The sequence below is a fragment of the Methylococcus capsulatus str. Texas = ATCC 19069 genome (genome assembly GCF_000424685.1).
Classification (GTDB): Bacteria; Pseudomonadota; Gammaproteobacteria; order Methylococcales; family Methylococcaceae; genus Methylococcus; species Methylococcus capsulatus.
In genome coordinates, this window is record NZ_AUKJ01000021.1 from 132,936 (window position 1) to 157,677 (window position 24,742).

Genomic DNA, 24,742 nt, shown 5'->3' on the forward strand with positions numbered 1-24,742 from the left:
CGCTCGACTCCAAGGAACCACGCTCATGTTTCTGCAAATCCATAGCCTTACTTCCTACCATGCCACCCTGCTCAACCGTGACGATGCCGGCCTCGCCAAGCGCATCCCTTTCGGCGATGCCGTGCGCCTGCGGGTCTCATCCCAATGTCTCAAGCGGCATTGGCGGGAAAGCCTGCAACAGACCATCCCGCTACCCACGGGGCTGCGGACCCGGCACGTGTTCGAGCGGGAAATTTATCCCCGTCTGAAACAGGAAGGGGTCGAAGATTCATTGGCAAAACAACTGACTCTCAGCCTGATGGGCTTGCTGCTCCAGAAGTCCGACAAGACTGCCAAGCCAGAGAAAGCGAAAAAAGGCAAAAATGGCCATGAAGAACAGGCTGAATTCGATTTCGAGGAAGGCGCCGGGACGGAAGAGTCCTCTGCCGGCGATTTACGAGTCAAACAACCCATCCTTTTTGGCCGGCCGGAAGTGGACTATCTCATTAGCCTGCTGAAGGCGTGTGCCGAGGAAGGAAGTGGCGCGGAAAAGGCGCTGCAAGCGAAGCTCAAGGGTGATAAGGCCAATTTCAAGGCGATGCTCAAGGCCGCCGGTCACGGTGACCTGTACGCCGGATTGGAAGGCGCGCTGTTCGGCCGCTTCGTCACCTCGGATATTTTATCCCGTTCCGATGCGGCCGTTCATGTGGCCCATTCGTTCACCGTACATGGGCTGGACACCGAGGTCGACTATTTCACCGTGGTGGATGACTTGAACCGCGAAGAGGAAACCGGCGCGGCCCATGCCGGCGACATGGAACTGGGGGCCGGGCTGTTCTACGGCTACGTGGCGGTGGACATTCCCTTGCTGGTTTCCAACCTCACCGGCTGCGATACCACACGGTGGGCAGAGCAGGAGCCCGCCGATGTCCGCAAAGTGCTGACCGGCCTCATTCGCGCAATCGCCACGGTTTCCCCCGGGGCCAAGCTCGGTGCCACCGCGCCCTATGCCTTCAGCGAGTTCGTGTTGCTGGAAACCGGGAAGCAACAGCCCCGTGCTCTTTCCAACGCCTACCTACAGGCCCTGCCGATGCGCGGCGATCCCCTGCAAGCCGCTATAGACGCCTTGGCCAAGCACCTGCGGGCACTGGATGCCATGTATGGAAGAACCTCCGATAGCCGATCCGTGGCCAGCACCCGTGCTTTCGACGCGGATCTGGCACCGACCAACTCCCTGGACGCTTCCATCGGCGCGGCACTGGATGCCATTTTTCCACCGGCCAAGGCTTGAGGCGGCCGCCATGGACATTCTGCTATTGCGCTTCGATGCACCGCTGATGAGTTTCGGCGGCGTGATGGTGGATCAGCATGGTCCGACGGAACGGTTTCCGGGCCTCTCGATGCTGGCGGGGCTGCTCGGCAATGCCATGGGTTACCGGCATGGCGATGCGGACGCGCTGGAAGCCTTGCAAGCCCGCATCGAATACGCCGCACGCTGGGACGTGGAGCCTGAAGCCCTGTTGGACTACCACACCGTGGACCTCGGCCAGGAAAAGATGCGCGAACCCGGCTGGACCACCCGCGGTGAACCCGAACACCGGGCCGGCGGACCGGCGGCGGCCTTCGGAACCCATCAGCGCTACCGTCATTACTGGGCCAATGGCGTGATGACCTTGGCCATCACGCTGAAAGATGCAGGCACTCCCAACCTCGATGAGTTAGCGGCGGCGATCGTGCAACCGGCGCGCCCCTTGTTCCTCGGCCGAAAGACCTGCCTGCCTGCTGCCCCCCTGCTGGCGGGTCGGGTCGAAGCCGAAAACGTGCTGGAGGCATTGCGCCGGACGCCCCGCGTCGTAGGTCGGGTCCGCCCACAGCGAAGGGAAGAGCGTAACCCGACGGAAGACCGGAAAGTAAACGCCTGCTGGCCCGCCTATTTGGGCGAGACGGAGCAATCCCGCCAGACCGGTATCTACGACCGCAGGGATTGGCGCAACCAGATCCACGCCGGCCGCCGCATCCGCATCGAAGGGCTCTTGGAGATCGCGCCATGACCGCCCCGCTTTACATGATTGAACTGCGACCGGACCCGGCAGCCCTGATCCGTTTCGCCCAAGATCAGGGGCTCAATACCCACCAAGACGAAGACCTCGGATACGTAACCCACGCGTGGCTCAAGGCCCTGTGCGGCGAACTGGCGCCGAAACCGTTTCGCCTGCTGCAGGATGGCCGCAACCTCAGGCCGCCTCGGCTCCTGGGTTTTTCCGCCCATGACGGCACGAGACTGACAGAGCACGCCCGCGCTTTCGCTTCACCACTGGCGGCGCAAGTCTGTTCCCTTGCCGATGGAATTGCTTTTAAGCCCATGCCGGAATCCTGGCCGAACGGGCGAAAGCTCGGTTTTGAGGTCATGGCCTGCCCCATCAGCCGGCTGGGACGCAACGAGGATGACGTTTACCGCCGGCACTTGCGGGATTGTGATGCCAGGGCGCAATCGCCAGATTCCAGGGAAATGGTCTACCGCCGCTGGTTGACGCGGCAATTCGGTTCGGCGGCAACGCTGGATGATTTCAGCTTGGGCGGATTCCGTTACCTGCGTCTGCTGCGGAAGGCCCGCGGTACACGTTCCGGTTTTCTCGCCCCGCAGGCGCTTTTCCGAGGCACGCTAAGCGTGCGTGATGGGGCAGGCTTCGGCGCACTGTTGGCACGTGGCATTGGCCGCCATCGCGCCTTTGGTTTCGGCATGCTGCTGTTGAGGCCGGCCCCATGAGCGGCCTGTTTTCCGGTCGCCTCGGACTGGCCGAGTCGCGCATCCCCCATGCCGACCGTCACGGTCTGCTCTGGCTCACCTTCGGTAATCTGACTGTCGAAGACGGCACCCTGCATTTTCGGGCCGCTCCATCGGAATGGATGGACGCCGGAGATTACGCGATCCCATACCAGGGATTGTCGATGATTCTGTTGGCCCCCGGCACGACGGTCAGTCACGATGCATTGCGCCTGCTGGCTCGTCATGGCACGTTGCTGGCCGCAGTCGGAGATGGAGGGGTCAAATTCTACACCGCACCGCCCATGGGCCAGGGCCGCTCCGACGTGGCCCGCGCCCATGCCAGGCTGTGGGCCGATGAAAAGGCGCGGTTGGATGTGGCCCGCCATATGTATGCATTGCGTTTCGGCCGTATTCTGCCGCACAAGGATATTGCTGTACTGCGTGGCATAGAAGGCGCCCGCATGAAAGAGACTTACCAGCTGCTCGCCACTCAGCATGGCGTGGAGTGGAAGGGACGCCGTTACGACAGGAATAACCCCAATGCCGCCGACATTCCCAACCAGGCCATCAACCACGCCGCCACCTTCGTCGAAGCGGCGGCAGACGTTGCGGTGGCGGCGGTCGGCGGTTTGCCGCCGCTAGGGTTCATTCACGAAGAATCCAGCAATGCCTTCACCCTGGACATCGCCGATCTGTTCCGCTCCGAAGTCACCTTGCCACTGGCTTTCAGCGTCGCTAAGCGCGTGATGGACGATCCGTCTTTGCCATTGGAGAGGGCAGTACGCAAAGAAGCCGCCCGGCAGCTTCACAAGCAAAAAGTCATTCCGAAGATGATCGACCGCATCAAGGAGTTGCTGCATGTCGATGACGGTAATGGTGACGCGTAACGTCTCTCTCCGCATGCGCGGCTTTCTGGCATCCTCGATGCTTGAATTGGCCCCTGGTGTCTATAGCGCACCGCGCCTCTCGACTGCAGTCCGCGAGCGTATCTGGGCGGTGGTTGAGGATTGGTTCACTGCCGAGCAGGATGCCTCGGTCGTAATGGTTTGGGTCGATCCCGCAATGCCTGGCGGACAGAATGTCCGGACTCTCGGGCTGCCACCGGTTAAATTCGTTGAATTTGACGGAATAGTCCTGACTCGTCGACCTTAGGGTTTAGTGGATCTTTAACAGCCCGCTTTTTTGTTTTACCTCAAAGCGTTAGCCTATAGAGGCTCCCCCGCACACGCGGGGATAGACCCGAAAAACTATATTAAAAACAAAGAGTTATAATGGCTCCCCCGCACACGCGGGGATAGACCTCCTGAAAATGACATCGACGCCGACACGATGCGGGCTCCCCCGCACACGCGGGGATAGACCCAATGCCGCAGTGCGGGTGATCGGCTGGACCGGGGCTCCCCCGCACACGCGGGGATAGACCCAAAGCCGGAGCGGCGATCTGCGTCCAGTGCCAGGCTCCCCCGCACACGCGGGGATAGACCCGATCATGGGGTCGAGCAACCCGGAGACGGTGGGGCTCCCCCGCACACGCGGGGATAGACCCCTGCCCCTGGTCGTCACGACAACGAACCAGACGGCTCCCCCGCACACGCGGGGATAGACCCCCTACCAGCGCGGAGCAGGCCGCTCTGTTGCTGGCTCCCCCGCACACGCGGGGATAGACCCGTCTTTGCTGCCGTTCCTGCTGATGTCACCGAGGCTCCCCCGCACACGCGGGGATAGACCTCACCTGCCGCTGCTGGATCGTGGTCTGGTATTGGCTCCCCCGCACACGCGGGGATAGACCTCCAGAGCTGCTACGTCAGATCGATGAGCTGACGGCTCCCCCGCACACGCGGGGATAGACCTCTCAGGCGATTCTGATCCCTTATTTATCATATGGCTCCCCCGCACACGCGGGGATAGACCCGGGAACAGCTCCGCCGCGACCTTGATCTTGACGGCTCCCCCGCACACGCGGGGATAGACCCCATCGGACTCACGCCGCTCATGGCCCGTCCTCGGCTCCCCCGCACACGCGGGGATAGACCTCCCTCCGGTCCGGCGCCGGATTCAAGGGGATGGGCTCCCCCGCACACGCGGGGATAGACCTGTTCCGAACGACTGCCCCGATGGCAAGGTTCAGGCTCCCCCGCACACGCGGGGATAGACCCATCGACGGCAGCAAAGGCGGCAGCGTCTACGTGGCTCCCCCGCACACGCGGGGATAGACCCGTTCAAGCGGGCACGCCTCTGCATGCTCTTCAGGCTCCCCCGCACACGCGGGGATAGACCCGAGCGCAACGAGAAGGGAGAAAACACCATGGCGGCTCCCCCGCACACGCGGGGATAGAACCCCGGCGGTGTCAAGGACGAAGTGCAATACCTGGTTCATTGAAGGAGCACAAGGAAGTCGAGCGAAGCGAACGAGTGCGACGTCCCCGCGAAGCCATAGGCCCGGATGTTTTGCCGGAATCCGCGGCTTCATCGCGGGTGGAGACGAAACATAAGGGATCCGACAAGGCGACGAGTCATTGGGGGCGCCTTGTCGGAGTGCATCGCGGAGAGGCGGACGGATCCGGGGCGGACGCAGGACGGCGCGGGCCGCCGAAGGCAAGGACGTCGCCAGTTTTTTGCTCCCGAGGGGGACGGGGATGTCCCGTCGGGTTTCGCAAAAAGTGGCGACGCTCCAGCTGTCCGGAAGAAGCCGATGAATACGAGAGCCTCCGGAGGAGGGACACTCCCGTCCCGACGTCTGTCGACTCAGACACGATCCCGGGTCACATGGTGAGGATGCCTCTGCCCTTAACTTGCCTCCCGCGCGTTTCGATGATCCTTTCAGCGTCGGCCGGACGATGCAAACCCCGCCTTCGGCAACCAAGCCCTCAAACAAGGCGTGGTCAGAACGGTGCTGACGATGGCCATCAGCACCAGCATGGTGAAGACGTTGCGGGAGATCACGCCGAGGTCGTAGCCGACGTTGAGAACGATCAGCTCCATGAGGCCGCGGGTGTTCATCAAAATCCCGAGGATCCCGGATTCGCTGCGGCTGAGGCCGGAGAGGCGGGCGGCGAAGTAGGCGCCGCCGAGCTTGCCGAGGGTGGCGAGCAGGATGATGAGCGCGCACCAGCCCCACAGTTGCAGGGTGTCCAGTCCGCCGATCTCGGTGCGCAGGCCGGTGAAGGTGAAGAAGATGGGCAAAAAGAACACCGTGACGAAGTGCCCTACCTTCTCCTTCCAGGCGGCCCGGAGTGCGGGTTCGTCGTGCAGCACGACGCCCATCATGAAGCCGCCGAAGATCGCGAAGATGCCCAGCTTGTAGGTGCACATCCCGGCGAGGAATATCCCGGCCAGCAGCACGCCGAGCAGGTTGCCCGGCAGACCGGCTTCGGACTTCTGGAAGCGCCGCACCAGCCACTTCATCACCGGCCGCACCACGAACCAGCCCAGCACGATGAACGCGGCGACCAGTCCCACTTTGAGCGCGAATTCGGCGTGGGAGTATTCGGCGACCGTCAGGGTGGTCACCAGCGCCAGCAGCAGCCAGCCGACCACGTCGTTGATCGCCGCGACGCTGATGGCGATGACGCCGAGTTTGTGATCGGTCATGCCGAATTCGATCATGATCCGGCCCAGGATCGGCAGGGCGGTGATCGAGAAGGCGGTGGCGATGAACAGTGCCGAGGCGAGGCGGTCGGCGTCGGGGGAAAGCAGCGGTGCGGTCTGATAGCCGAACCCCAGACCGAGCACGAACGGCAACACCAGGCCGACCAGGGCGACGTTGCGGACCGCGCGGCGGTTGCGCCTTTCCTTCAGATGCGAGAAATCGAACTCCAGGCCGATCTGGAACATCAGCAGGATCAGGCCGAGCTGCGAGAGTATGGTGAGCGGCTCGGGCGGCGCGGAACGGAACACGAATCTGAAGATGTCGGGCGAGAGTAGCCCGAACAGGGAGGGCCCCAAAACGATGCCGCCGATGATCTCGCCGACCACCGGCGACTGGCCGGCGCGCCAGGCCAGGGCGCCGCCGATCCGCCCGATCAGCACGATGACGGCGAGCTGCAGCAGGGTGAAAAACAGCAGGGTTTCGGCCGCGTGGACCGATACGGCCGCCGCCGGTGCCGTGCTCATGTCGTGCCCTTCACTTCAAATGATGCCGCCGTTGATGGAAATGACCTGACCGGTGATGTAAGCGGCGCGGTCGGAGGCCAGGAAGGCCACCAGATCGGCCACCTCTTCCGGCCGGCCGGCCCGCTTCATGGGCACCAGCCGTTCAATGGCAGCCCGGTCGAACGCGCTTTCCGCCATGCCGGTTTCGATGATGCCCGGCGCCACGGCGTTGACGGTCACGCCCCGGCTGGCCAGTTCCAGCGCCAGCGATCTGGTGGCCGAATGCAATGCGCCCTTGGCGGCGGAATAGTTGACCTGGCCCCGGTTGCCGGTCAGAGCCGCCACCGAGGAGATGTTGACGATCCGGCCCCAGCGCTCGCGGATCATCGGCATGACCAGCGGCTGGGTGAGATTGAAGAAGCCGTTCAGCGAGACGTCGATGACCCGGTGCCATTGGTCGGACCGCATGGCGGGAAATACGACGTCGTCGTGGATGCCGGCGTTGTTCACCAGCACCTGGATGGGCCGTTCGGCGCACATCGTCTCGATCGCCGCGGCGGCGGCGGCCGCGTCGCAGACGTCGAAGCCGATCGCCTCCGCACTGCCGCCACCGATGCGGATGGCATCCACGACCTGCTCCGCGGACTGCCGATGGCCGTGGTAATGCACCCAGACGTGCAAGCCATCGAGCGCCAACCGCCGGCAGATCGCCGCGCCGATGCCCCCGCTGCCGCCGCTGACCAGGGCCTGCCTCATGGTTTCACTCCTCCTTCACCCGCTTCCGCATCCAGCCGCACCGCGAGACGCCCGGTCAGCAGTTCCCGGCCATCCGTCGCCAGCAGGCGGAATCGATAGAGCGCATCGTTTCCATCGCCGGTGAGGCGTTCCACTTCGACCACCAGATCCCCGTCCAACGTGTCCAGCCGGCGCACATGGAATTCGACGTCGCGCACGCTGACCAGGAAGCCGCTGCGCGGCGCCTCCCCTTCTCCGGCCGACCGCAGGGCGCCGTGTACGGCGGTCGCCTGGGCCGCGTACTCGATCCCGCAGACCACCGACAGCCGTCCTCCGGCGCGCAGCGGATTGCCGGGACTGAGGTGGCTGACGGCTACACAGCGCAGCCGTCCGGCATCCCAGGTCAATACCCGATCCAGCAGGCACATGGCGCCGGCATGGGGAATCCGCTGCGCGATCCAGTCCCGGTCTAGCGGCATGGTGCGACCTCCAGTTCGAGACTCAACGGATCGAGATAATCGACGGTGACACGGCACGGCTCCGAAAGCGCCAGCGCCCGCAGCAAGGGCAGCCCACGGCCGGCGGGAATGCTACGCCGCATCGCCTCCAGACCGGGATCCCCCAGCTCCGTGCAAGGCCCCTCACCCAGACCCACGGTGAGCCGCGCATGGCTCCGTACCGTGGCATCGGGCGCCAGTGCCAACGCCAGCCCCATGGCACCGCCGATCGCCCGCACGCGGCCCAGGGGAAAGGGGTAAGGCACATCGTAGGCGATGAGCAGGCACGGCTCGCGGCTCTGGGCAACCTGCACCATGGCTTCGAGGAGGCCGGCACCGAAGCTGGCGTCGAAAGCGCACAGACTGGTCGAGGGCGCCGTGGCGCCGAGCGCAATGCCCCAATAGCCCGAGGGGGCATTGTGTACGGAATTATGAAACCGTGTGGGTGAAATCTGCCGGTCGTTCGAGGCGAGCGCTTCGCAGATGATGTGGCAATTGTCCCCGTCCCCGCCGGAGGAGGCGAATACCGTCGGCAGCGTGGCGGGATCGTGTCCGGAACCCTCCAGTGCCTGCAACCCGGCCGCGAGGGCGAGCTTGATCGAGGTCCCGGCCCGCCGTCGCTCCGCCGCGGGCAGGCAGACCGGCGGGGGTACAGGGGTAGGCGCGGAAGGATCGACGCGGCCCGCTTCGACGAGGCGCCGGAACTCCTCCGCATCGGCGAAGCCCGGCCCGATAGCGCCCAGTCCTTCGATGTGACACTGCAGTAGGGTCATGGCCGTCCGAACACGAGCGCACAGTTGGAGCCGCCGAATCCGAACGAATTCGACAGCACGGCCTCCAGACGCGCATGGCGGCAGGAACGGACATAGTCCAGCTCAAACCCCCGCTCCAATATTCCCGTATTCACTCCCGCGGGCATGAACCCGTGCCGGATCGCCAGGAGGCTGATGGCAGCCTCGACGGCCCCGGCCGCCCCCAGGGTGTGGCCGGTCGAGCCCTTGGTGGAACTGCACGCCACCGCATTGCCGAAGACCGCCTGCACGGCCAAGGCCTCCGCCGCGTCGTTGGCGCGGGTGCCGGTGCCATGCAGATTGACGTAGCCGATCTGCGCCGGCGACAGGCCGGCCGAAGCCAATGCCGCGCCGATCGCCGCTTTTGCGCCCAGCCCTTCCGGATGCGGCGCCGACATGTGATGAGCATCGCTGCTCTCACCGATGCCGAGCAGAAACAGGGCGTCGGATCCGGCATCGTCCGGGGTCCGTTGCAGCAGGGCGAAAGCCGCCGCCTCCCCGATCGAGATGCCGTCGCGGCGGGCGTCGAAAGGCCGGCAGGGTCGGGGCGAAAGCAGTTCCAGCGAATTGAACCCGTACAGCGTGGTCAGGCACAGCGAGTCGACGCCGCCGACCACGGCAGCGTCGATCAGCCCCGCCTGAATCATGCGGGCGGCATTGCCGAAGACCTTGGCGCTGGACGAGCAGGCGGAAGACACCACCACCGCCGGACCCTCGATGCCGAAATAGGCGCGCACGAAAGCACCGGCCGAAAAACAGTTGTGGGTCCCGCCGTAGTCGAAATCCGCCGGCAATGCGCCGCTGTCCGGATCGCGCCGGCGGTAGGCCAGCTCGGTCTCCAGCATGCCCGAGGTGCTGGTGCCGATGAACACGCCGACGCGGCGCGTCCCGAACCGCCCAACCGCCCCCCGCACCGCGTCCGCGAAGCCGTCCTGTGTCAGACCCAGCAGGGCCAGACGGTTATTGCGGCAATCGAACGCGGACAAACCGGGAGGAATGACGACCCGGTCGACTCCCGCCACTTCGCCGACGAAGGTATTCAGCGCGACGGTTTCGAAGCGGCAGGGTATCAGCCCGCATTCACCGTTCGTCAGAGCGTGAAATGTGGACTCCTGTCCGCATCCCAGGGAACTGGTGACGGTGAATGCCGAAATGAGAATTGGAACCACGACAATTAGGGGATGACTGCAAAATTGATGTGTCTGGACTAACGGGGCGAAACCGGGATGAAACACCCATCATACCAACTCATAACCGCTTCGAATGAACATCGGCATATTATATGCCATAATTTTCTATATTTATCCATATCGAACCGATCCGGCATATCAAAGCAGAATTGGAATGGCTACGACATTTGAAAAAAGCCCAATATCACCACGCCAGGACACCAGCCGGGTCCGGTTGGCCGTGGCCCTCATGCTACTCGCCCTGACTTTCGCAATACATGGCGACGCCCTGTGGATGGGATTCGGCAGAGATGACGGCGGAGGACTGGTCCAAGCGGCGAGACTGAGTCCCGCCGATTATTTTTTCGATCCGCCAACTTCCGCAGCGATTTCGGGCGGCAGCATCAGCCCGTGGCATGCCCTTGTTTACGACGTCGACATTCTGCTGCTCGGGCTGGATTCCCGCTGGCATCATTTCCACCTGGTTCTCGTTCTCTGGCTTACCTCGCTCGCCACCTACTTCCTACTCCGGTCATGGCTGACTCCGGACTGGTCCCTGCTGGGCACGGCGCTGTTCCTGACAGGCGCGCCAACCCTATATGTAAGCCATGAGGAAATGTCGGGCCATTATTTATACGGTCTGATTTTCTGTATATTGTCAATACAGTGCTTCCTGTCCTCTAAAGAACCTCATGGTGGTAAATACGGTGCCGCTTCGGCCTTGTTTTATCTATTGTCCGTCGCGTCCAAGGAAATCTACGTTCCGTTGCCGCTTGTACTCTCACTGTATCCTGCTGAAAATAGCCGAAGGCGTGTGCAGAAAACCCTGCCACATTGGATCATACTCGCTTGCCATGCGATATGGAGATACCTCGCCTTTGCGGCAGCCTGGGGTATGAAATTTCCGAGCGTCCCGACGTGGTCGCGGCGACCGGAAATCCGGCCTGGCTGCGCTCGGGTTCCCGCATCGCCTTGACGTGCCCCGACGCCGAGGTAGCGCACCTCGCAGCCGCCAATCTCTGCGTGATCGCCGGCGCAAGGAGCTTCCCGGCGGTGTTGGAAAATCCGGGGAACAGCCGTTGCCGCAAATTGGCGGAGGGACACGGAGAAAGCAACATCGTCATGCCCGGTGAACATCTTCCTTCCTTGCCGCCAGCAATACATTGGCAAAGGGCGTTCCTTCGCTCATCGGAATGGCCTCCACGCTGAAGCCGAGGTCTTCCAGCAGACTGCGCCAAGCCCGCAACGGGCGGCAGTATAGCGCCGGGAGGCGATGTCCGCGGAGGAACGTCACCAGCCGGTCGACCCAGAAGCTCGCCAGGAACGGCAGCCCGGCTTCGGCATCCCCTACCCGCAGCAGCAGCACGCCGCCAGGCGTCAAAGCGTCGCGAATCCGGCGCAGCACGGTTTCCTGATCCGGATACGCCATGTAATGCAGCACGTCCAGCACCACCACGGCATCGACCATGCCGAAGTCGGCAAAGCGGATGTCGCCTTCGACGATTTCGGCCCGCTCCGCCAGCGCCTGTCTGGCCCTGGCGACATCGGCCGGCATCAGCTCGATGCCCCGCACGCCGTCGAGCCGTGGCGGCGGCGCCCAGTCCGGCGGCCAGAGACCCGCCTCCTGGAGGGAGCGCCCGGCCAACAGAAGTGAGACCACGAGCCCCTGGCCGCAACCCAGGTCCAGCAGCCTTCCCCGCTTCGGCAGTAGATCGCGTTCGAACAAAGCCATGAAGACCGGGTCGGCCGTGAGCTTGCCGCGGGCGAAATGCCAGGCGAAACGCCCCGTCCGGCGGTAAGGCGCGGCCGCGGTTTCGACGAGCAGCCGTTTGAACGGGTGAATCATGGACAGGCGGTGCGCAGGGTCACAGGTTCGAGCCGGCGCTCCCGGATGGCGTCCAGGAGCGGCGGCAGCACTTCCAGAATGACGGCGCAACCGCCGTCGGTGCGCGCGGCGTTGCCGTCATGCAACAGCAGGATGTCTCCGGCCCGCAGTTGCCGGGTCAGTGAAGCCAGCACGCTTTGCGGCCGGCGGCGGCGGGTGTCGAAACCGCGGCGGGTCCAACTGACCAGGGAAAGGTCCAGCCGGGCCAGGACGGGATCGAGCAAGGGGTTGCGCAATCCCGCGGGCGCCCGGAAAAACCGGGGCGGTGTCCCGCAAGCCGCGGTGAGCGCCTCCTGTGCCAGACGCAGTTCGCGCTCGAAGCCGCGCTGCCCGCACAACGAAAACGTATGGCTGTGACTATAGCTGTGGTTCTCCAATGCATGGCCCCGGGCCGCGATCTCCGCGCAAAGCACAGCGTGTTCCCTGACCTTGCGGCCGATGCAGAAAAACGTGGCTTTCGCGCCGTAGGCTTCTAGGATCGCCAGCACCTGCGGCGTCACCTCCGGATCGGGCCCGTCGTCGACGGTGATTGCCACCTCGCCGCGCGCCGCGGCCTCCTCCGGCAAGCGCGTGATGATCGGGCCGAGCACGCGGCTGTGCGGCCACAGCCCCGCCGCCGTCAACAGGATGTGGTTTACGGCGACCGCCCCCAGCGCCCAGGGCCAGTCCTCGGGTCGCCATAGAGCCAGCCCCGCCGCGGCCGCATGGAGACCCACGGACGCCTTGATGCCGACAGAGGGCGTCCAGCGCCCGCCCTGCCCTGACTTCATGCCGCGCACTCCGCGTCCGGTTTCCAGTACGTCGCCGAAATCACCAGCGCCAGGAAAGTACCCGGCGCCACCATCATACCGATCGCGCTCAATACCGGCACCGAGGAACCGGCCAGCAGACCGAACACGACCACCGTAGCGAGATTCGCCAGGACGAGCGACACCAACGTCCTCCCCGCCCGGCTCCCCCCAATGGCTCCGGCCTGGGCGAGGCGATCGAAAAACAGGCAGTAATTGGAACCGATTGCCACCGCCAGCATCATTCCGATGAGATGCAACATGGTCAGCCGGTGCCCACCCACCACCAGCACCGCGATCACCATGACCAGCGCGGCGGCGAGCGGCAAGCAGACCCGCAGTACCCGCCGCGGCGAACCCAGGGCGAACGCCAACAGCAGCACGACCGCCCCCGCACCGCCGGCCGACAGCCGGGTCGCCTCGCTCAGATAGCGCTGATAGAGGGTGTCGGTCTCCGTTTTCAGGTCGAGGAAGACGGCATCCGGAACGTCGGACAAAGCGGCACGGATTCTGGCGGCGTCCACACCCGACCCGGACGCTTCCGCGGAAGCGCGCAGCGGCAGCAAGGCGGTCCACCCCCGGCTGCCCCGCACCAGCAACGAATCCACCGCGACCGCGAAGCGCGTACCCCGCAGGTCCTCGGCTCTCAGCAGCGGCGCCGCGCGGGTGGCCTTCACGTCGGCGAAGAATGTCCCGAAACCTTCGGGACGTACCGGCACTCCCCGAACCGCCGCAGCGAAGCGCTCGCGCAACACGCCGTCTTCCGGCAAGGCCGCGCGCCGCAGACGCTGGGTCTGGAGGCTGGGCAGATAGTTGGACGGGCTCTGGAAGCCGGCAATGACGCCTTCCCCGACCAGTACCGCGAGACGCGACGATACCCGCTCCGCGGCCTGCAAGGCGGATTCGGCGTCCCGTCCCCCTACCACGACCAGGCAACCCACGTCCGGCGCACCCAGATCGGCCCTGAGCTCGGCGTCCTGCCGCTGCGCTTCGAGCGGGACCGGACTGAGCGCGCCGAGCTGCTCGTTCCAAACGCCGTCGCGGTGCAGCCAAAGGCTCCCGCAGGCCAGCGCTGCCGCCGCCGGCACCAGCCACCGCAACCGGCGCAGCCGGGATATCAGGCGAACCAGCGCCTCCCCCGTCCGGCCGAGATCGCGAATCCGGAAACCCCGAGGCAACAATCCCGCCAATACCCAGCGGGTGACGGCCGCCGCGGCCAGCAGCCCGGCGATCGAATAGACGCCGAGCTGGGAGAAACCGGGGAAGCCGGACAAGGCCAAAGGCAGGGCGCCACACACGGAGGTCAGGACCCCCAAGCGGATGGTCGGCCAGTACAGGTCGAACCAGTTGTCTCTGTCCGCCTCCTCCCGCCGCCGCTCGCCGGCCTGGACGAACAGATAAATGGCATAGTCCACCGCCTCGCCGATGAGCGTCGCGCCGAACCCGAGGGTGACGCCGTAGACCATGCCGAAACCCAGACTCACGGCCGCTATGCCGGCCAAAGCCCCGGTCGCCACCGGTACCAGGCCAAGCACCAGCGCCGCCAGCGAGCGGTACACGGCGAGCAGCAAGACGGCCACCAGGGCCGTGCCGGCCACCGACAGGCGGACCGCCTCGCCCCTGATCCGGTCCCGCGCCTCCACGGTGAAAACCGCGGGTCCCGACAGGATCAAGCGGGCATCCGTCACCCCTGCCTCCCCGGCGGCTGCGGCGAACGCGGCGCGTATGGACGCGAGCGCCCGCTCCTGGGCATCCGTGTCCGATCCCGGGGCTCCGAGCCGAGCGAGCAGCAGCGCACGCCGGCGGTCCCGCGACACCCACACCCCGCCGGCGGTTTCCGGACCCGCTTCGACCTCCATCCGCTCCAGGATGTCCAGCAGTTCGCCCGTCGGATCGCTGGGCAGCAAGGCCTTGGTCATCAATCCCGCCGAAGAGGCGAGCCGGTCGACGGAAGCACGCACGGCCCGGTGCAGGCCCTCCACCGTGAAGCGCTCCGGCGTCACGGAAGGACTCAGCAGGTAACGCCAGCGAAACAGCAGTTGCCGCTCCGCCTCGCGTTCGGCCGCCGCACCGTTGCTCACCGCCGAAAAGGCCGAATCCTGCCGGAGCCAGCCCGCCATGCGCATGGAAATAAGGGCGCGGGCGGTATCGGTCGCGCCCTCGACGGCGATCAGAACCAGCCGCGAGGCCGGTCCTTCTTTCAACTGGTCGATCAGGAGCTGCTCGCTCGCGCTCGGGCGACTCGGGAGAAACGCCGACAGATCGGTTGCGAGCCGCATGCGGCCCACCACAACGGCGAATACGCCGAGCGACACGAGCCAGACGAAGAGCGGCCAGCGCCGCGTCACGGTCATCGCTGCGGCATCTCCCGGATCGACATCACGGAATAATCGCCGCCGGGCTGATGGATTTCGACCCGGTCGACGAGTCCTTCCGAACCGCCGATGCGGATGTAGGCAACCAGGTCGGCCACCGCCGGAGTCGAAGGCACCAACAGCAGCGTCCAGCGGCGGGCGTCGCCGTTGAGCGACAGACGATAGATTTTTTCCAGGGCGGCGCGGTCGCCCATCAACGTGGAGCGGATGCTGCCCACCAGGGCGGCGATTTCGGGATATTCATCCAGCCCCACGCTGCGGCGCTTGCCGCCCCGTTCCAGGCTGAGCCGGTCACCCTCCAGCACCAGCCGCTCGTCCAAGGGCTGGACCGTCCGCTTCTCCAGTCGGTCCGGCGCGGCGAACGACAGTTCGCCGGAGGACTCCACCGGTGCCGTCAGTACCGAGACGTACTTCTTTTCCACGAACTCGGCCCGGCCGGAATGCTTGGCGGCGAGAGCCTCCATGAGCTGGACGATGCCCCAGGGCCCGGCATGCGCCGCCGTGGCGGCGCAGCTCAACATGAAGCCGAGGGCGGTGACTCCCGAACGAAATCCCATGATCCCTAACCTGCGCGCCCGGTCCGAGCCTGCCCTGCGGCCCAGAAATCGAAAAAATTGAACCAGTTGTAAGGATACGTCCGGCACAGTCCTTCCAGCCGTTCCACATAACGCCGCAGGGCATCCGCCAGCGCCTCGGACCGGTCACCGGAACCGTCGGAGAAGTCCTCGAGCCTCTCGAAATGCAGCTCGTAGCGGTTTCCGCCCAGATGGATTCCGGCCATCAGCAGGACCGGCCGTTTCAGCAGAGCGGCCATCCGCAAGGGGCCGGTCGGGAAATAGGCCGTCTCGCCCAGGAACGACAACGGCCGGGCGGGTTCGGAGCCCAGCGTCCGGTCGCCCAGCATGCCGACGATCTTGCCACGGTCCAGCGCCTCCCGCAGGCGCAACATGGAATCCAGCCTTCCCAGCGGAATGACCTCGCCGCCGCGGCCGGGCGCAATGGCTGCCAGCATGGCGTTGATCTTGCGGGCATTCTCCTCGTACATCACCATTGCGGACTCCAGACCGGGACGCTGCCGGGCCACTGCCCGCAGCACCTCGAAACTGCCGAAGTGTGCTCCGAGCAAAAACGCGCCCCGTCCGTCCGCCAGAACCTGCTCCATCACTTCCTCACCGACGATACGGATGTCAAACCGGCCGAACTCACCGTTCAGCAGATACACACGGTCGTGGATGGTCGCCGCGAAGCGGAAGAAGTGGCGGTAGCAGTCGGAGAGGCCGGGAGCCCGCTCCAACGCGCGGCGCAGATAGTTCCGTGACGCACGATGGGCGCTGGGCGCGAACAGCAGGAAATAGATCACGATGAGGTGGAGGATCAGGCGCCCGGCGCGCCGTCCCAACCGCAGCGAAATCCATGCCATGATCCGCAAAAAGAACAGGTTGCTGCGCTCGGGCCGGTCCGCCCAGTGCGGAGCCGTGGCCGGCCCGCGCTGCGAGGACGGATCGCTCATCGGAGATCCAGGGTTCCGCTGGCGATGGTGCGGCCATCCCGAGTGAGACTGAACCGGACGGCGCCCCGCTCGTCCAGCCGGTAATCCAGCGATACCTCGGCACCGGGCGCAAGCGGCGCCGGGAATTTGGCGACCGCCAGACGACGGTCGCAGAGATCGATGGCGAGCGCCGATTCGAGCCGGCTCAGGATTTCATCCAGCAACACAGCGCCTGGCACCACCGGAAACCCTGGGAAATGGCCGTCGCAGGCGGGGTGGTCGTCCGCCATCCGGAACCCGACGGTGCCCCCGACAACGCTCACGAGGCCTCCTTCAGGCTGACCGAGAACGCGTCCAGGGCCGTTCGGGGCAGTTTCCCCGTGGTATTGCGGGGAAGGCTGGAAACCAGATACAGGGGACGCGGCAGGAAAGCGGGATCGAGCCGCTGCCGGAGAACCTGCATCAGGCCCGCATGGGTGAGTTCCGGAGCGACGGCATAGGCCATCAGGCGGGTCACCCCCGCCGGCGAATCCTCGTCCGGCATCACGAAAACAGCGTCGACGACACCGGGTATCGAGGTTATCTGATGATTCAGATACGCCAGGGAGGTACGTTTGCCGGCAATGTTGATCATGTCGCCGGAACGCCCGAGCCAGACGAAGCGATGCGGGGACTTCAGTGCCAGCACATCGTCCAGTCTCACCTCGCCGGCGACGTGACCACCACGCACCCGGAAACCGTCCTTCGCCCGGATGACGGATACGCCCGGATACGTCTTCCACTCCGCTTCTTCGACCGGACGTCGGGTCGCGAGCTGGCCGGCTTCGGTGCAGCCGTAGATTTCCAGCAGGGGCGCGCCGAAACGGACTTCGGCGGCCTGGGCGAGTTGCGGCGCCAGGGGCGCGGTGGCCGAAACCAGCAGTTCGACGGACGGCAGGTTCCCATCGATGTTCAGCAGCGCACGCAGGTGGAAAGGCGTGGTGACTAGAACCACGGCGCCCGGCAACTGCGCGATTTCCGCGCACACGTCCGCCGGATAGAACGGGCGGGCGGCGGAAAACACCGCGCCGTTCTGGAGCGGCAACAGCACCGTGGATTCGAATCCGTACATGTGCTGGGCCGGCACGGTGCCAAGCACGGTGTGACGCCCTGGTGTGATTCCAAGCCGTTCGCCCTCGGCGCGGGCGCTCCGTGCCAGATTCGCCCAGGTCTTGGCATGCGGCACCGGCGTGCCCGTGGAACCCGAAGTGAGGGCGACCGCCGCGATCTGACTGGCAGCCGGCACCGGTATTCGGTCCACGGCCAGCGGGATCAAGTCCTCCGGATACGGCCAGACGGGCACATCCATTGCGCGGCCCGGATCATCGGTCAGGCAATAGAGGCCGGGGAACGAAGCCGCCAGTTGCCGTACGGTCTCCGACGTCAAGGTCGGCGGCAACAGGGTGACCTGCCGGCGCAGCAAGGCCGCGGCGAATACCACGGCAAAGCGGTAACGGTCCGCGCAGTCGTTCAGTAGGTAGGGCCGCTCCGGCAGCCGCCCCGCCAGGGCCGCAGCCTCGCCGAGAAATTCACGGACGGTTATCGCACCTCCCTTCCGGAAGGCCACCGTGTCATCCAGGGACGGATGTGTCAGGAAAGGGAAATCGGCCATGCCCCGCATACGCCGGAGTTCATCCCCGTCCCGATTCCACGACGGCCCCGCCGGGCCTGGACGCTGCCGTGAACGAGCGGAAACCGCTCAGAATCGGGGCATGAGGGAAATCTGGAAGCACCCGCCGGCGGAGGCGGTATTCCGCCACGAACATCGCCACCACCAGCGGCAGGTTCATGAAATTGACGAAAATCGACCAGGCGTGGACGGAAGCCGCGAAAAACAGCAGCACGGAAACGGCCGCGACGCCTCCAAAAAAAACCGTCCAGGCCACCGTCACGGCGCGTGAATACCGCTCCACCTCGGGAGGCAGGGCACCGTGGACCGAGCGGGCGAACCGCGTGCACAACGCCTCGCGCCCCCCCAGGAGCGTACTGCCGAATCCCCAGCCCAGGATCAGATTGATGCCGACATGCTCGGCAAGATAGGCATAGAGCACCTTGTCGCCCGGCGCCAGCCGGTCCCGAGACAACCACAGCAGCACCAGCAGGCCGATCCCGGCCCCGACCAGCGAATAGCGCCAACGTGACCGCCAGGCGACAGCCGCCGCCGCCATCGCAACCGGAGCAAGAGGGAGCCATGCCACCAGCGAACTTCCCGGATGAACGGCCGTGAGGTGATGATTGACCGCGGCATACGCCACCAGGGCGAAACCGGCGAAGAACCAGGATAGGGGCAACCGCGTCCGGAGCATCAGCATTCGACGCGGTTGGCCGCGATATGCTGGCAAAGACTGCGTAGCGAACCGAAAATGCGGACGTTGTCTTCATTGTCCGCTCTCAACTGGAACCCGTAACGCTTGGAAACGACCAATGCGATCTCCAGGATGTCGATCGAATCCAGCCCCAGCCCCTCGCGGTACAGCGGTGCTTCGGGATCGACCGACTCCGGGCTCACATCCAGGTTCAAGGTGGAGATGACCAGATCCGCCACTTCGCGCTCGAGCGTTTCGTCCTGGATCCTCGTCGCCATCTTTGCGTGATTCAATGAGGGATGAGACATAAGCTGTTCGAACCAAAAGGAGTCGAGATTATAGGGGTTTCCCGCGGGATTTTGCATGACCGGGGAATCCCCCCACGATCGCAAGCACAAGCGATGCCAGACCGACCTTCGCCCCCGAGGCGGACGCGCCGGAACCGGTCGCCCACGGCCGATGACGACCGTCAGCCGCGGAATTTGGCGGGGTCTACGCCATAGGCGCTCAGTTTCAGGTACACCGCCCGCGGTGTCAGTTCCATCCATTCGGCAACCGCATTCACGCTGCCCCGGGCGCGTCGCAGCGCCTGCTCCAGATAGGACCGCTCGAGACGCTCGAGCGTCTGCCTGCGGAGCGCCTTCCAGGACTGCTCTCCGACCACCGGATCGGTGTCCGGCAGGGGGACCTCGGTGATCTCCGGCGGCTGCGCGAACAGCATCGCCTTTTCCAGTGCGTTTTCCAGCTCACGCACGTTGCCGGGCCAGGCATAGGCTAGCAGCCTGCTCATGACTTCCGGACTCACCGAATTCACCGGTTTCCCGTAGCGTCGGCTCAGACGCTCGAGTATCAGCCCGACCAGGTGCGGCACATCCTCCGGCCGCTGACGCAGCGGTGGAATCACGATCCTGACCACGTTGAGCCGATAGTAGAGGTCCTGCCGGAAACGGCCTTCGGCCACGGCTTTTTCGAGGTCGCAATTGGTAGCGGAGATGATGCGGGTATCCACCACCAGCGTTTTGTGCCCGCCGACGCGCTCCAGTTCCCCTTCCTGGATGACCCGCAGCAAGCGGGTCTGGGTGGCCGGCGTCAACGCGTCCACCTCGTCCAGGAACAGCGTGCCGCCGTCGGCCCGCTCGAAATAGCCGTGGTGAACCTCGACCGCCCCGGTGAAGGCGCCCTTCTCATGGCCGAACAGCACACTCTCCACGATCCCTTCGGGAATCGCGCCGCAGTTGACCGCGATAAAGGACTCCTGGCAGCGCTCGCTCATGGCGTGGATGGCCCGTGCCACCAGTTCCTTGCCGACACCGGTTTCGCCATGGATCAGCACCGTGGCCGGCGTGGGGGCAACCGTTTCGATCGCATGCAACACTGCCTGCATGGCCGGCGACCGGGCGACGATGGTGGGAGGCCGGACCGCCTCGCGGGAAGGCCGGTGGTTGTTCATCTGGCACCAGATCCGGTGCATCTGCTCGTCGATGCGCGCCTGCAGCTCGTCGATGGTACGCCGGTCGCCGGCTGGCGGCGCGAGGTACTCGGTCCCTTCCAGGTTCCTGGCGGTCTGGGGGTCGAGGTGGACGTGCACTTCACAACGGGCATCGCCCAGGGCGATGCGCCTGGCCAGCGTCACTTTGGCGTAGCCAAAATTGCGGGCGGCGATCCCGCCGAATACGCTGGACGTCATCCGGCACAGCTCCGGAGAATTCTTGACGCCCTCACCGAACGGGCAGCGCCGGTTCGTCAGGCGGATGCACCCGGCTTCCCGCGAAACCAGCGAAAACTGGCCGCCGATGTGGTTTTTCAATCCCACGATCAGCTCCGCGTAACGTTCAGGGTCCAAGGCGCCCTCGACCGCATATTCCTCCCGGAAGGCCTCCTCGAAATACCGACCTGCGCTGCGCGCGATCCGATCGATCAGGCGCTCGGCAGGCGCCAGCCCGGCATCCTCGCAGACATGCATCAGTTCCAGAACGAAAGTCTGCAGAAACCGGACAGGAGTCAGTTGGGAAAAGTTCGTGCCCTGCATGTATGAACCGAAAAAAAGAGGTGTGCGTAGGGAGTCAGCCCTATTGCAGCCTCCGAACCCACCTGCTGACTCGCTGCGGAAAGGCATAAGACTAGCACGTCACGAGAGCCGGCGTGAAAACGGATTTCAACCATTGAAATCCGTTTTCTGTCCACGACCGTCTTTTGCTTCATAAGCAAATGATTTCATTCGTGAACGGATCTGGCACACCATCTGCAAAACGGCTGACGCGCACGCCCCGGGAGCCCGAGCCGGCATACCCAGCGCCGTTCGCAGTCGCTCGTTCAGTTTTCGCTGGAGAATCCCGACCCTATGTACTCAGAGAGACCACCGCTCGATCCCCACCCGCTCAGCCCTTATATGGCCTGGACCGGCTACCGGAACCGCGATGCCATCCTCGACGTACTGAAAGGCGTCTTCCCCAGAGACAAAAGCGACGTGCTGGAATTCGCGGCAGGCAGCGGCATGCATGCGCATTATTTTGCGCAACATTTCGCCCACCTCACGTTCCATCCTTCGGACAGTGATGAAGATCTGCTGCCTCACATCGAAGAGCGGACCCGACAAAGCGGCCTGAGCAACGTCGCCCGGCCGCGGCGGCTAGACCTGACGCAGCCCGAGACCTGGCCGGCTGGCGAAAAATTCCACGCCATATACTGCATCAATGTCTGCCAGGTCGCGCCGGTATCGATCGTCGGCGGGATCATGGCATGCAGTTCCAGGATACTGGCGGACGGCGGCTTCCTGTTCATTTATGGTCCGTTCCTGGACTACGGTCGGTTCGCCTCCGACTTCGATGAAGAATTCGACCGCCTGCTGCGGTCGACCGGAGAAGAAGGGTGGTCGTTGAAGGACATCGCCGAACTGGACCGCGCCGCGGGCCGGCATGGCATGCGGCTGGACGACGAGATCGATATGCCTTCCAATGACTTTGCCTTGATCTACCGCCGGGCCTGAGCCCTTGAAACACAACCCAGAGGAGATATACACGATGTCACAGATTCTCAGCGAAGTACTGGCAGCCAACCAGGGCTATGCGTCCACTTTCGACAAGGGCGGTCTGCCCATGCCGCCCGGCAGGCGTTTCGCTATATTGACCTGCATGGACGCGCGCCTGGACCCGGCCAAGTATGCAGGTCTCAGCGAAGGCGATGCCCATGTCATCCGTAACGCCGGCGGGCGTGCCAGCGACGATGCCATCCGTTCGCTGGTCATTTCCTACAAACTGCTGGGCACCCGCGAATGGTTCGTGATCCACCATACCGACTGCGGAATGGAAACCTTCACCAACGAGATCATGAACGACCTCCTCGCCAGCAGTCTGAAGACCGCAACGATCGACGCGAACGGCTGGCACGACTGCTGTGAAGGTCCCGGCTGCACCGAGGGCAAGTACATCAATTGGCTGACGATCGCGAACCAGCAGCAAAGCGTGCTGGAGGACGTGACACGCATCCGCCGTCATCCCCTGGTTCCCGCCGACATCCCGATCTACGGTTACATTTACGACGTCCGCACCGGCCGGCTGGTCGAAGTGCCAGAGGCCACGGCCGCGGGCAAAGCCGCTTAGGCCGTGGCGACCTCGAAAGCCGGAGCCGCCCGGCCCCGGCTTTCGCCCCCAGGCAGGACGCCTCCCTTTCTTCGCAGAGGCCAATCATGTCAAGAAAGCGTTTTTGTCTGAGCCTTGTCTCCGTGCTGGGACTGCCGTGCCTCGGTACCGCACTCGCCACCGAGGCGCCGGCAGCCGCGCGGCAGCTTCTGCTGCAGAAGACCGTCACCCTCCCCGCCAACACAGTCGACACCCGTCTCATCCGCGTCCGGTTTCCGCCGGGCTACAAGACGCCGATTCATACCCACGATGGCCCCGGCCCGCGCTACGTACTCCAGGGCCGGCTGCGGGTGGAAGACGCGGGTCAAAGACATGACTACGGTGCCGGCGACGTGTTCTGGGAAACCGGCAGTGCCATGACCGTCGAAAACATCGGAGGCAGCGACGCCGAACTGGTGATCTTCGAACTCGGCACGGTCAAATGAGATCCCCGCCCCGATGCTGAACCCCCGTGCCCGGCGGCATGCCGCCGGGCACACGCGCTGGTGTATCATCTCGCATGGCTCCGCCTGGCCCGGCGATCCGCCGTTCTTTGCCGGGCACTCCGCGTGTGCCTTGCCTCTTCAAGCCAGAACACCGTCGATGAATTCCTCAAACACGCCACACAACCCATCCGAAAGCCGTTCCATCGCCGCATTGCGCGAGATCGTCGAATCCGCGCGGCCGCTGAGCTACATTCGCTCGTCAGAGGAACAGCGCGTCGAGCGTCTCCTCAAAGACGCCGCGCAGCGCTTCTTCAGTACGAAAGTGCCGGTCTGGACCTGGAGCCTGACCGAAGGCCTGCGTTGCGACGACGGCGCGGTCGACGCCTCGGCTTCCGACCCCCGCGCCGCGCTCGATTTCATCGCCGCTTACCAAGGACCAGCCCTGTTCCACCTCAAAGACTTCCACGAGCCCCTGCGCGAGCGGGCCGACATCCGCCGCCGCCTGCGCGACCTGTACGGCGCCTGCTTCGACCAGGGCAAGTTCGTCGTCATTTCCTCCCCGGTCCGATATATCCCCGAGGAGCTCGGCCGCAGCATCATGTACATCGAGCTGACGCTGCCGGATCTGGCCGAACTGATCGGCTTCCTCCGCGAAGAAGTCCATGCCGTCAAGGCCCTGGGCGGCAGTGCAGACACCGACGACGCGACTTTGACGCAGATCGCGAGGGCCCTGCAGGGCCTGACGCTCGACGAGTCGCGCCATGCCATCCGCCGCGCCCTGGCCGCGGGCGGCGGCCTGGGAGCGGATTCCCTGCCCGCACTGTACGAGGAAAAGCGCCTGCTGGTGAACCGCACCGGCATGATCCAGTACGTCGCCGACGGCACCCAGATCGCCAGCGTCGGCGGCCTGGAGATCATGAAGAAATGGCTGATGGAGCGGCGCGAACTGTTCCAGCTCCGTGACAGCATCAGCGCCGAGATCGTGCCCAAGGGCGTACTCATCATGGGCGTCTCCGGCTGCGGCAAGAGCCTTTCGGTCAAGGCCATCGCCTCCGCCTTCGGCCTGCCGCTCTACCGCATCGACATGACCGAAATCTTCTCCGGCCGTCACGGCAGCGCGGAAGGCGCTTTCGTCTCAGCCTGCCGCATGCTGGAACAGATCGCACCGGCCGTGGTGTGGTTCGACGAAATCGAGATGGGCGTCAACTCCACCGAGTCCGCCGGCGAACAAGGGCGCATCTTCGCCTTCTTCCTGACCTGGATGCAGGAAAAGACCAGCGGCCTGTTCGTCGCGGCCACCGCCAACCGCATCGACCTGCTGCCAGCGGAAATGACCCGAAAGGGCCGTTTCGACGAGATCTTCTTCGTCGACCTGCCGCTGGACGACGAGCGGGTCGAAATCTTCCGCATCCACCTGGAGCGCCGCGGCATCGACACCACCCCGTTCGACCTCACCCGCCTCATCAAGATCACCAAGGGTTGGGTCGGCGCAGAGGTGGAACAGTGTGTGGTTTCGGCCCTGACCACCGCCCACCTCGACAACCGTGAAGTGACGGTGGAAGACCTGCTGCGGGCCGCCGGCAAGATCGTGCCGCTGTCCAAGACCATGAAGGAACAGGTCGACCACATCCGGAGCTGGGCCTACAACCGCGCCGTGCGCGCCTCGCCCGCGGAGTTTGCGCACTGAGCCGGGAAGAGCTGGGAACGGTCTCCGTTCACCGCCACAAGGATTGACCCTGCCCCTGTTTCGTGGAGTTCTCAACCCCC

Annotated in this window: 25 protein-coding genes and 1 CRISPR repeat array; of the genes, 10 read left to right on the forward strand and 15 right to left on the reverse strand. The window is 64.7% G+C overall.

Translation table 11 applies throughout. From position 1 onward, the window contains the following. Nucleotides 1–25: 25 nt before the first annotated feature. Genes H156_RS0110135 through cas2e form a run of 5 tightly spaced genes read left to right on the forward strand, consistent with a single transcriptional unit; the run spans nucleotide 26 to nucleotide 3,898 of the window. The gene (locus tag H156_RS0110135; protein WP_017364153.1) at nucleotides 26–1,270 is read left to right on the forward strand and encodes a type I-E CRISPR-associated protein Cas7/Cse4/CasC; all 1,245 of its coding nucleotides are present in this window, start codon (nucleotides 26–28) and stop codon (nucleotides 1,268–1,270) included. Between the two features lie 10 nt (nucleotides 1,271–1,280). Beyond that, nucleotides 1,281–2,030, forward strand: coding sequence for a type I-E CRISPR-associated protein Cas5/CasD (gene cas5e / locus H156_RS0110140; RefSeq protein WP_017364154.1), 750 nt, complete (start codon nucleotides 1,281–1,283; stop codon nucleotides 2,028–2,030). Further along, entirely contained in the window at nucleotides 2,027–2,746 is a 720-nt protein-coding gene (locus H156_RS0110145) for a type I-E CRISPR-associated protein Cas6/Cse3/CasE (protein WP_017364155.1), read from the forward strand. Before cas5e ends, H156_RS0110145 begins: the two co-directional genes overlap by 4 nt. After that, nucleotides 2,743–3,633, forward strand: coding sequence for a type I-E CRISPR-associated endonuclease Cas1e (gene cas1e / locus H156_RS0110150; RefSeq protein WP_017364156.1), 891 nt, complete (start codon nucleotides 2,743–2,745; stop codon nucleotides 3,631–3,633). Before H156_RS0110145 ends, cas1e begins: the two co-directional genes overlap by 4 nt. Before the next feature lie 37 nt (nucleotides 3,634–3,670). Then, complete coding sequence (gene cas2e / locus H156_RS16745) at nucleotides 3,671–3,898, forward strand: type I-E CRISPR-associated endoribonuclease Cas2e (protein ID WP_238536776.1); 228 nt, start codon at nucleotides 3,671–3,673, stop codon at nucleotides 3,896–3,898. Between the two features lie 60 nt (nucleotides 3,899–3,958). Continuing rightward, nucleotides 3,959–5,084: a CRISPR direct-repeat array (repeat unit 28 nt; unit sequence GGCTCCCCCGCACACGCGGGGATAGACC). A 482-nt stretch (nucleotides 5,085–5,566) separates the two neighbouring features. On the opposite strand, the gene H156_RS0110155 is transcribed toward cas2e, so the two are convergent. The 5 genes from H156_RS0110155 to H156_RS0110175 are packed head-to-tail and all read right to left on the reverse strand — an operon-like array spanning nucleotide 5,567 to nucleotide 10,030. Continuing rightward, nucleotides 5,567–6,859 carry a cation:proton antiporter gene (locus H156_RS0110155; RefSeq protein ID WP_017364347.1) on the reverse strand — a complete coding sequence of 431 codons (1,293 nt, stop codon included), beginning with the start codon at nucleotides 6,857–6,859 and terminating at the stop codon, nucleotides 5,567–5,569. 15 nt (nucleotides 6,860–6,874) lie between these two features. Then, nucleotides 6,875–7,594 carry a 3-oxoacyl-ACP reductase FabG gene (gene fabG / locus H156_RS0110160; RefSeq protein ID WP_017364346.1) on the reverse strand — a complete coding sequence of 240 codons (720 nt, stop codon included), beginning with the start codon at nucleotides 7,592–7,594 and terminating at the stop codon, nucleotides 6,875–6,877. After that, complete coding sequence (locus H156_RS0110165; protein ID WP_017364345.1) at nucleotides 7,591–8,052, reverse strand: hotdog family protein; 462 nt, start codon at nucleotides 8,050–8,052, stop codon at nucleotides 7,591–7,593. The genes fabG and H156_RS0110165 overlap by 4 nt, the downstream gene beginning before the upstream one ends. After that, entirely contained in the window at nucleotides 8,043–8,843 is an 801-nt protein-coding gene (locus tag H156_RS0110170) for a beta-ketoacyl synthase chain length factor (protein WP_017364344.1), read from the reverse strand. The genes H156_RS0110165 and H156_RS0110170 overlap by 10 nt, the downstream gene beginning before the upstream one ends. Then, entirely contained in the window at nucleotides 8,840–10,030 is a 1,191-nt protein-coding gene (locus H156_RS0110175) for a beta-ketoacyl-[acyl-carrier-protein] synthase family protein (RefSeq protein ID WP_017364343.1), read from the reverse strand. The genes H156_RS0110170 and H156_RS0110175 overlap by 4 nt, the downstream gene beginning before the upstream one ends. A gap of 175 nt (nucleotides 10,031–10,205) precedes the next feature. Between H156_RS0110175 and H156_RS17035 the strand changes: the two genes are divergently transcribed. Further along, nucleotides 10,206–11,006, forward strand: a complete 801-nt coding sequence (locus H156_RS17035) for a hypothetical protein (protein ID WP_162136869.1) — start codon at nucleotides 10,206–10,208, stop codon at nucleotides 11,004–11,006. Nucleotides 11,007–11,150: 144 nt separating this feature from the next. Here the strand turns inward: H156_RS17035 and H156_RS0110185 are convergent, their stop codons facing one another. The 10 genes from H156_RS0110185 to H156_RS0110230 all read right to left on the reverse strand — a co-directional run bounded on the left by H156_RS0110185 (nucleotide 11,151) and on the right by H156_RS0110230 (nucleotide 21,028). Beyond that, nucleotides 11,151–11,876 (reverse strand): class I SAM-dependent methyltransferase, encoded by a 726-nt coding sequence (locus tag H156_RS0110185; protein ID WP_017364341.1) that lies wholly within the window; start codon nucleotides 11,874–11,876, stop codon nucleotides 11,151–11,153. After that, complete coding sequence (locus H156_RS0110190) at nucleotides 11,873–12,685, reverse strand: polysaccharide deacetylase family protein (protein ID WP_036246374.1); 813 nt, start codon at nucleotides 12,683–12,685, stop codon at nucleotides 11,873–11,875. Before H156_RS0110190 ends, H156_RS0110185 begins: the two co-directional genes overlap by 4 nt. Then, nucleotides 12,682–15,057, reverse strand: a complete 2,376-nt coding sequence (locus H156_RS0110195) for an MMPL family transporter (RefSeq protein WP_017364339.1) — start codon at nucleotides 15,055–15,057, stop codon at nucleotides 12,682–12,684. Before H156_RS0110195 ends, H156_RS0110190 begins: the two co-directional genes overlap by 4 nt. After that, a complete protein-coding gene (locus H156_RS0110200) occupies nucleotides 15,054–15,635 on the reverse strand; it encodes an outer membrane lipoprotein carrier protein LolA (RefSeq protein WP_238536792.1) in 582 nt (193 codons plus the stop codon). The genes H156_RS0110195 and H156_RS0110200 overlap by 4 nt, the downstream gene beginning before the upstream one ends. A 5-nt stretch (nucleotides 15,636–15,640) precedes the next feature. Then, a complete protein-coding gene (locus H156_RS0110205; protein ID WP_010960225.1) occupies nucleotides 15,641–16,588 on the reverse strand; it encodes a lysophospholipid acyltransferase family protein in 948 nt (315 codons plus the stop codon). Beyond that, nucleotides 16,585–16,890 (reverse strand): ApeI family dehydratase, encoded by a 306-nt coding sequence (locus tag H156_RS0110210; protein WP_017364337.1) that lies wholly within the window; start codon nucleotides 16,888–16,890, stop codon nucleotides 16,585–16,587. The genes H156_RS0110205 and H156_RS0110210 overlap by 4 nt, the downstream gene beginning before the upstream one ends. Further along, nucleotides 16,887–18,218, reverse strand: a complete 1,332-nt coding sequence (locus tag H156_RS0110215) for an AMP-binding protein (RefSeq protein ID WP_026045809.1) — start codon at nucleotides 18,216–18,218, stop codon at nucleotides 16,887–16,889. Before H156_RS0110215 ends, H156_RS0110210 begins: the two co-directional genes overlap by 4 nt. 19 nt (nucleotides 18,219–18,237) lie before the next feature. Further along, nucleotides 18,238–18,912, reverse strand: a complete 675-nt coding sequence (locus H156_RS0110220) for a COG4648 family protein (protein WP_017364335.1) — start codon at nucleotides 18,910–18,912, stop codon at nucleotides 18,238–18,240. Continuing rightward, nucleotides 18,912–19,190 (reverse strand): phosphopantetheine-binding protein, encoded by a 279-nt coding sequence (locus H156_RS0110225; protein WP_017364334.1) that lies wholly within the window; start codon nucleotides 19,188–19,190, stop codon nucleotides 18,912–18,914. Before H156_RS0110225 ends, H156_RS0110220 begins: the two co-directional genes overlap by 1 nt. 191 nt (nucleotides 19,191–19,381) lie before the next feature. Then, nucleotides 19,382–21,028, reverse strand: coding sequence for a sigma 54-interacting transcriptional regulator (locus H156_RS0110230; RefSeq protein ID WP_017364333.1), 1,647 nt, complete (start codon nucleotides 21,026–21,028; stop codon nucleotides 19,382–19,384). Between the two features lie 225 nt (nucleotides 21,029–21,253). Between H156_RS0110230 and H156_RS0110235 the strand changes: the two genes are divergently transcribed. The 4 genes from H156_RS0110235 to H156_RS0110250 all read left to right on the forward strand — a co-directional run bounded on the left by H156_RS0110235 (nucleotide 21,254) and on the right by H156_RS0110250 (nucleotide 24,662). After that, nucleotides 21,254–21,898 carry a DUF938 domain-containing protein gene (locus tag H156_RS0110235; protein WP_010960221.1) on the forward strand — a complete coding sequence of 215 codons (645 nt, stop codon included), beginning with the start codon at nucleotides 21,254–21,256 and terminating at the stop codon, nucleotides 21,896–21,898. Nucleotides 21,899–21,932: 34 nt separating this feature from the next. Next, nucleotides 21,933–22,511, forward strand: coding sequence for a beta-class carbonic anhydrase (locus tag H156_RS0110240; RefSeq protein WP_017364332.1), 579 nt, complete (start codon nucleotides 21,933–21,935; stop codon nucleotides 22,509–22,511). An 86-nt stretch (nucleotides 22,512–22,597) separates the two neighbouring features. Next, the gene (locus tag H156_RS0110245; protein WP_017364331.1) at nucleotides 22,598–22,975 is read left to right on the forward strand and encodes a cupin domain-containing protein; all 378 of its coding nucleotides are present in this window, start codon (nucleotides 22,598–22,600) and stop codon (nucleotides 22,973–22,975) included. Between the two features lie 157 nt (nucleotides 22,976–23,132). Further along, entirely contained in the window at nucleotides 23,133–24,662 is a 1,530-nt protein-coding gene (locus H156_RS0110250) for an AAA family ATPase (RefSeq protein ID WP_010960218.1), read from the forward strand. The last annotated feature ends 80 nt before the right edge of the window (nucleotides 24,663–24,742 follow it).

Bases quoted from the DNA above. Each gene is read 5' to 3' on its own strand.
- H156_RS0110135 (WP_017364153.1), top strand. From the start codon at position 26: ATGTTTCTGCAAATCCATAGCCTTACTTCCTACCATGCCACCCTGCTC.
- cas5e (WP_017364154.1), top strand. From the start codon at position 1,281: ATGGACATTCTGCTATTGCGCTTCGATGCACCGCTGATGAGTTTCGGC.
- H156_RS0110145 (WP_017364155.1), top strand. From the start codon at position 2,027: ATGACCGCCCCGCTTTACATGATTGAACTGCGACCGGACCCGGCAGCC.
- cas1e (WP_017364156.1), top strand. From the start codon at position 2,743: ATGAGCGGCCTGTTTTCCGGTCGCCTCGGACTGGCCGAGTCGCGCATC.
- cas2e (WP_238536776.1), top strand. From the start codon at position 3,671: ATGCTTGAATTGGCCCCTGGTGTCTATAGCGCACCGCGCCTCTCGACT.
- H156_RS0110155 (WP_017364347.1), bottom strand. From the start codon at position 6,859: ATGAGCACGGCACCGGCGGCGGCCGTATCGGTCCACGCGGCCGAAACC.
- fabG (WP_017364346.1), bottom strand. From the start codon at position 7,594: ATGAGGCAGGCCCTGGTCAGCGGCGGCAGCGGGGGCATCGGCGCGGCG.
- H156_RS0110165 (WP_017364345.1), bottom strand. From the start codon at position 8,052: ATGCCGCTAGACCGGGACTGGATCGCGCAGCGGATTCCCCATGCCGGC.
- H156_RS0110170 (WP_017364344.1), bottom strand. From the start codon at position 8,843: ATGACCCTACTGCAGTGTCACATCGAAGGACTGGGCGCTATCGGGCCG.
- H156_RS17035 (WP_162136869.1), top strand. From the start codon at position 10,206: ATGGCTACGACATTTGAAAAAAGCCCAATATCACCACGCCAGGACACC.
- H156_RS0110185 (WP_017364341.1), bottom strand. From the start codon at position 11,876: ATGATTCACCCGTTCAAACGGCTGCTCGTCGAAACCGCGGCCGCGCCT.
- H156_RS0110190 (WP_036246374.1), bottom strand. From the start codon at position 12,685: ATGAAGTCAGGGCAGGGCGGGCGCTGGACGCCCTCTGTCGGCATCAAG.
- H156_RS0110195 (WP_017364339.1), bottom strand. From the start codon at position 15,057: ATGACCGTGACGCGGCGCTGGCCGCTCTTCGTCTGGCTCGTGTCGCTC.
- H156_RS0110200 (WP_238536792.1), bottom strand. From the start codon at position 15,635: ATGGGATTTCGTTCGGGAGTCACCGCCCTCGGCTTCATGTTGAGCTGC.
- H156_RS0110205 (WP_010960225.1), bottom strand. From the start codon at position 16,588: ATGAGCGATCCGTCCTCGCAGCGCGGGCCGGCCACGGCTCCGCACTGG.
- H156_RS0110215 (WP_026045809.1), bottom strand. From the start codon at position 18,218: ATGGCCGATTTCCCTTTCCTGACACATCCGTCCCTGGATGACACGGTG.
- H156_RS0110220 (WP_017364335.1), bottom strand. From the start codon at position 18,912: ATGCTCCGGACGCGGTTGCCCCTATCCTGGTTCTTCGCCGGTTTCGCC.
- H156_RS0110225 (WP_017364334.1), bottom strand. From the start codon at position 19,190: ATGGCGACGAGGATCCAGGACGAAACGCTCGAGCGCGAAGTGGCGGAT.
- H156_RS0110230 (WP_017364333.1), bottom strand. From the start codon at position 21,028: ATGCCTTTCCGCAGCGAGTCAGCAGGTGGGTTCGGAGGCTGCAATAGG.
- H156_RS0110235 (WP_010960221.1), top strand. From the start codon at position 21,254: ATGTACTCAGAGAGACCACCGCTCGATCCCCACCCGCTCAGCCCTTAT.
- H156_RS0110240 (WP_017364332.1), top strand. From the start codon at position 21,933: ATGTCACAGATTCTCAGCGAAGTACTGGCAGCCAACCAGGGCTATGCG.
- H156_RS0110245 (WP_017364331.1), top strand. From the start codon at position 22,598: ATGTCAAGAAAGCGTTTTTGTCTGAGCCTTGTCTCCGTGCTGGGACTG.
- H156_RS0110250 (WP_010960218.1), top strand. From the start codon at position 23,133: ATGAATTCCTCAAACACGCCACACAACCCATCCGAAAGCCGTTCCATC.